Annotated in this window: 6 protein-coding genes; 4 read left to right on the top strand and 2 right to left on the bottom strand. The window is 52.2% G+C overall.

Features of this window, described 5'->3' with window-relative positions; all coding sequences use genetic code 11:
• Nucleotides 1-52: 52 nt before the first annotated feature.
• Together PAT3040_RS17460 and PAT3040_RS17455 are read right to left on the bottom strand one after the other, a co-directional pair.
• Entirely contained in the window at nt 53-331 is a 279-nt protein-coding gene (locus PAT3040_RS17460) for a hypothetical protein (RefSeq protein ID WP_087566658.1), read from the bottom strand.
• Nucleotides 332-387: 56 nt separating this feature from the next.
• Nucleotides 388-684 carry a DUF3055 domain-containing protein gene (locus PAT3040_RS17455; protein WP_179215380.1) on the bottom strand — a complete coding sequence of 99 codons (297 nt, stop codon included), beginning with the start codon at nt 682-684 and terminating at the stop codon, nt 388-390.
• A 416-nt stretch (nt 685-1,100) separates the two neighbouring features.
• Here PAT3040_RS17455 and PAT3040_RS17450 point away from each other — a divergent pair, with 416 nt between their 5' ends.
• The 4 genes from PAT3040_RS17450 to PAT3040_RS17435 all read left to right on the top strand — a co-directional run.
• A complete protein-coding gene (locus PAT3040_RS17450; protein WP_087566657.1) occupies nt 1,101-2,099 on the top strand; it encodes an HRDC domain-containing protein in 999 nt (332 codons plus the stop codon).
• 152 nt (nt 2,100-2,251) lie between these two features.
• Nucleotides 2,252-2,713: a chemotaxis protein CheX gene (locus tag PAT3040_RS17445; RefSeq protein ID WP_087566656.1), complete on the top strand. Its 462-nt coding sequence runs from the start codon at nt 2,252-2,254 to the stop codon at nt 2,711-2,713.
• Between the two features lie 119 nt (nt 2,714-2,832).
• Nucleotides 2,833-3,606: an SDR family NAD(P)-dependent oxidoreductase gene (locus tag PAT3040_RS17440; protein ID WP_108993705.1), complete on the top strand. Its 774-nt coding sequence runs from the start codon at nt 2,833-2,835 to the stop codon at nt 3,604-3,606.
• Between the two features lie 28 nt (nt 3,607-3,634).
• Nucleotides 3,635-4,845, top strand: a 1,211-nt coding sequence (locus PAT3040_RS17435) for a DEAD/DEAH box helicase (protein ID WP_108993704.1), incomplete at its 3' end; no start/stop codon positions are given.

The raw sequence follows: 4,845 nt of genomic DNA, 5'->3' as shown, positions 1-4,845 counted from the left end.
CTGCCGGCTCATGCCGGCTGCCATTACGGGCGCTCTTTAATGAGAATAGGGCTTACGGCTCGTCATGCACCTCGGGAACGCCAGCTCGATAATCGTCCTCGCCGGGATACTCCCGCGGCAGATCCTTGTGCAGCGACTTGTTCTCATAGCCGTAAGCGCTCTGTTTATGCTGCCCCATCCGCCAAGGCGAGCTTTTGCCAAGGGATTCTCTAAGCAAGTCCGAGCCGTAGGGTCCTTCGGGAAACTCCTCCGCGATCAGATCATTCTCATGAGATTGTTCGGTCAATAGCTTATCGTGATAATCGCGGTCGTCATAATCACCGTGAAACACTGGCTGTTTCCTCCCTGAATAAATAGTCATGGTTGTACATTAATAACGTACCCCGATTAATCGGTAAAATTCACCGTGCCAACGACAAAATATAAAAATTGCCTCAGCTCATCGCCTTCTTCCTCCGTCAGATTGAAGACATGTTCCAAATAACCTTCCTCTTCGAGATCGTCAGGACCGATGATGGCCGTTTTGCCGAACTGCAGATCCGTTACAAGCTTCTTGCCATAAAAGCGATTGGTCGTCAAGATGGCGAGGTCGAACCGCTTTAGGCCGGGCGTAATAAAAGTGACGAATCTGGTGGACGTATCCTCCAAGGAATCCGACAAAAAATCATAATTGGGCAGCTGCATAAAAATCCCTCCGTTAATGGATGCTGGTAGTCATTATACCCTACTCCTCGGAAAGCCGGCAGTGCGAATTTAAAGAGGGTACTGATAACCGAAATTTTTGAACACGCATTTAAAGTGTGCATGGATGTCCGTTCAGTTTCTGCTTGTAAATCTCTTGATGATATGGTAGCATGTAACCAATCGAATAGACGAACGGACTGTGTGATAACGAGGAAGCACCTCTTTTGCCATAATGGCGGAAGAGGTGCTTTTTTTTGTTCAAATATAGGAAAGTATATGATTTCGCCATACTTTCTCTATATTTCTCGGAATGAAACGCGCCGCGCCGCCAAAGGACGGCGTAGCCGTTTCACCTTGTTCTCCACGGTACGTTGTCGTTATTCGCTACCAATGATGAGGTGAAAGGTGAGTGACGTATGCAAATCGTATTCATGAACACATTTGAGAAATCGGCGGGGGATGCGGGGATCGAAAGCGCAAAGCTGTACATTGGGGAGGATCAAGGCAGGTGGTCCGTCGAATGGCGGGAGGATGCGGAAGAAGGGGAACGGATGGCGGTCTGGTTCGAGGGCACGTCATGGGAAGAGATGATGATTGCTTTCCGGCTTGGCATCGCCCGGATGATGGGAGCTGGTTTTATGCCCATTATTGACGGCATGCTGGAGAGCCCTCGCGCGGGTAACGGCGGGTACTTGACGATGCTGCAATGTTATGGAGAGCTGCATGCCGACCAGGAGCTGTTCCAAAGCCTTCGCGAATGGCGCAGAAAGGCGGCGGGGGCGGAGAAAAAGTCTGCCTACCTTGTGGCGACGAACCGGATGCTGTGGATGATCAGCGCATTCGTGCCTCAATCGGACGAGGAGCTGCGTCAAATTCCGGGCTGGGGCCAGGTCAAGCATGCCGCATACGGAGCAGATGTGTTAGCCGTTACAGCGGGCGCTTCGCGCACGACGACCTTCCCTCTGGATTGGGTGGCGGAACGGCTGGATCCTGACGTGTTCGCCACATGGCAATGCAAGCAGAAGGAAAACAAATATAAGCTGCTGATGGACCGCCAGCAAGAGAAGAAACAAATATTGAGCGTTCTTCAGCAAGGCGGACAACTAAGCCAGTTGGAAGAACAATTATCGCTGTCCAGACGGGAGCTGCTCATTCGAATCGAAGGATTGGAGGCGGAAGGGTACGATGTCGAGCCGTTTGTGGAACGCGAGCTTAGCGAAGTGCCTGAATCCGAGAGGCAGATGATTTGGGAAGCGATGTCTGCAATGGGCGACCGTTATCTTAAGCCCGTGCTTGAGCAAGTATACGGACAGCAGGAGGAAGGGAAGTCCGGTCGTCAGGTCGAGCAGCTCTACGAACGTCTTCGTCTGATGCGAATTCGTTATCGCCGACAAGCCGGCAGCAAGGCTGTTTGAAATAATCAACCTCACAGTGCAGGACCAACGGGCTTAGGTCTTAAGGAGCGTATCGCCATTTAATAGTATACTTGTCCTAGTGATTCGAGTATAATAAGTCTCAAAAAGACAAACTGCGAATTTTGTCGAGAAAAAAGGAGCGCTTCCCTGTTATGAAGGCAGAGTATATAAACCCGTTTCTTGAATCTGCAAAAATCGTAATCGAGCAAGTCGTGCAAATTCGGCCTGCGACAGGACAGCTAGGTCTCAAGGACATTAAGTTTGTTGAGAATTATATCTGGATTCAGATCGGTCTCAATGGGCAGATGAAGGGCGATATTGTATTCGGACTAAGCGAACAGGTAGCACTCAAGATGGTGTCGGCTATGATGGGAGGCTTTGTGATTGCTGAGCTTGACGAGATATCCCGCAGCGCAATCTCCGAGCTGGGCAACATGATCAGCGGCAACGCCAGTACGATGTTGTACAATCAGGGTGTTAAGGTTGACATTACGCCGCCCAAGGTCATCCATTCCGCACAGACAGCCGGCTTTAACGCCAAGCAGGCACTGACGATTCCGCTAATAATGGAAGGAATCGGCGAGCTGGACATTCAAGTCCTCATCGCTTCATAATCGCAAGAAAGCTCCTTAGGGAGCTTTTTTTTGCTTCCGGGGTGAGAGTGAAGTAAACTTATGGATAATAGAGGTTATTCAAGAAGTGAATCGCAACCAATTCGGAGTGGTGATGTGAGATGCTGAAGGGGAAAATCGTTCTTATATCGGGAGCATCCAGCGGTATCGGGGCCCTTACTGCCGGCTTAATCGAACGCAGAGGAGGCATTCCTGTACTGACAGGGCGTAATGAAGCCAGGTTGGCCAGGACGGCTGGGACAATCGGAGGCCAGAGCTCCTACTTTGTCATGGATGTGACCGATATGAAGCAAGTGGAGGATGTAGTAGAGAAAGTCATCCGCCAATACGGTAGAATTGATATTCTGCTGAACAACGCCGGCTATGGTCAATTCGAGAGATTCGAGGATATGTCCGTGGAGAGCTTCGAATCGATGATGGATACGAATTATATGGGCGTTGTTCGATGCACAAAAGCCGTGCTTCCTCACATGCGCAAGCAGGGCGGAGGACATATCGTTAATATCGCTTCCATGGCGGGCAAGATCGGATCGGCGAAGTCGACGAGCTACACCGCGACGAAACATGCCTTGCTTGGTTTTACAAATTCGCTGCGGATGGAGCTGCGTAGCGAAGGGATTGTCGTGTCGGCCGTGAATCCGGGACCTATCGACACGGAATTTTTTGCTATTGCTGATCCATCCGGCTCCTATACTAAAAATATTGGCTGGTTCATGATGAAGCCGGCTTATGTGGCCAAGGCAATCGTCCGTGTCATGGAGAGACGGAAGGCGGAGCTGGACCTGCCGCATGCCGCTTCGGTTGGAATCAAACTGTATGGATTAATGCCGCGGGTCGCGGATCGGCTGTTCGGCGGACTGCTTAATCGAAAATAAAGGAAGCTACAAGAGGGGCTAACAAGAAATGGAAAACGGCAAAACATGGGTAGAACTTGGCTTAAACGAAAAGCTGACAAAGCTGTTGGCGGAACGCGGAATGGCGGCGCCTACTGACGTGCAGGCGGATACGATTCCGGCCCTGCTTCAGGGGAGGGATGTATCTGCCCGCTCGCAGACGGGAACGGGCAAGACGCTGGCGTTCCTGCTTCCGATGCTGCAGCGAATCGATGCGGAACTGGGCCATATTCAAGGCATCGTTATCTCGCCGACTCAGGAACTGGCGATGCAGATCGTCCGCGTAGCGGAAGTATATGCTGAGCCGCTTGGCATTCGCGTTCAACAGCTTATTGGAGGAGCCGCGATGAAGCGCCAGGTGGAAAAGCTTAAGTTGCGTCCCCAGCTTGTCGTCGGAACGCCGGGACGTATTCACGAGCTGCTGAAGAACAAGAAGCTGAAGCTGAACGAGATCCGTCTCGCCGTCGTTGACGAAGCGGATCAATCCTTTCAGCTGGGCTCCGAGAAGGATCTGGAAACGGTGCTGTTTGCCATGGGCAAGAATCGTCAGATTGCATTTTTCTCTGCTACGTATCCCGAAGAGATGGCCAGATACGAGGGGCGCTGGATGAAGGAGCCTGTCCGCTTCCAGCTCGCCATGGAGCATCGCGTATCGTCGACAATCGAGAACTTGTACGTCGTGAGCGACCGTCGAGATAAAACAGACACAACGCGGCGTCTTATCCGATTGCTAAATCCAGCTTCCGCGCTGCTGTTCCTAAATGACACGAATGAGATCGGGAACTGGGAATCCAAGCTGAAATACGAGGGTTTCGCCGTAGAAACATTGTATGGCGACTCCGACAAGCAGCGCCGCGCGGCAACGCTGGCCAGGTTCCGGGAAGGGACATGCCAGTTGCTGCTTGCAACGGATGTCGCCGCGAGGGGTCTCGACATCGAGGGACTTCCGCTTGTGCTGCAACTGGATCCCGCCGTGGATGCGGATCATTATGTGCATCGCGCAGGACGTACGGGAAGAATGGGCAGGCGGGGGACGGTCATTACGATCGTGACGCCGCAGGAGTTGTTCATCATGGAGAAGTTCCGCAAGTCGCTGGGGATCGATCTCTCGGAGCGATCGATGTACAGGGGTAAGCTGCTGTCTGATGAGCAGCTCCGTGAAGCGACTCGACCAAGATCGCTCCGGAACGGGAGCAAGCAAGACAGCGCGGGAAGCGAGCC

The sequence above is a fragment of the Paenibacillus agaridevorans genome (genome assembly GCF_003112455.1).
Taxonomy (GTDB): Bacteria; Bacillota; Bacilli; order Paenibacillales; family Paenibacillaceae; genus Pristimantibacillus; species Pristimantibacillus agaridevorans.
Note: the sequence above shows the minus strand (reverse complement) of the source record. Positions and strands in the feature narration are given on the sequence as shown.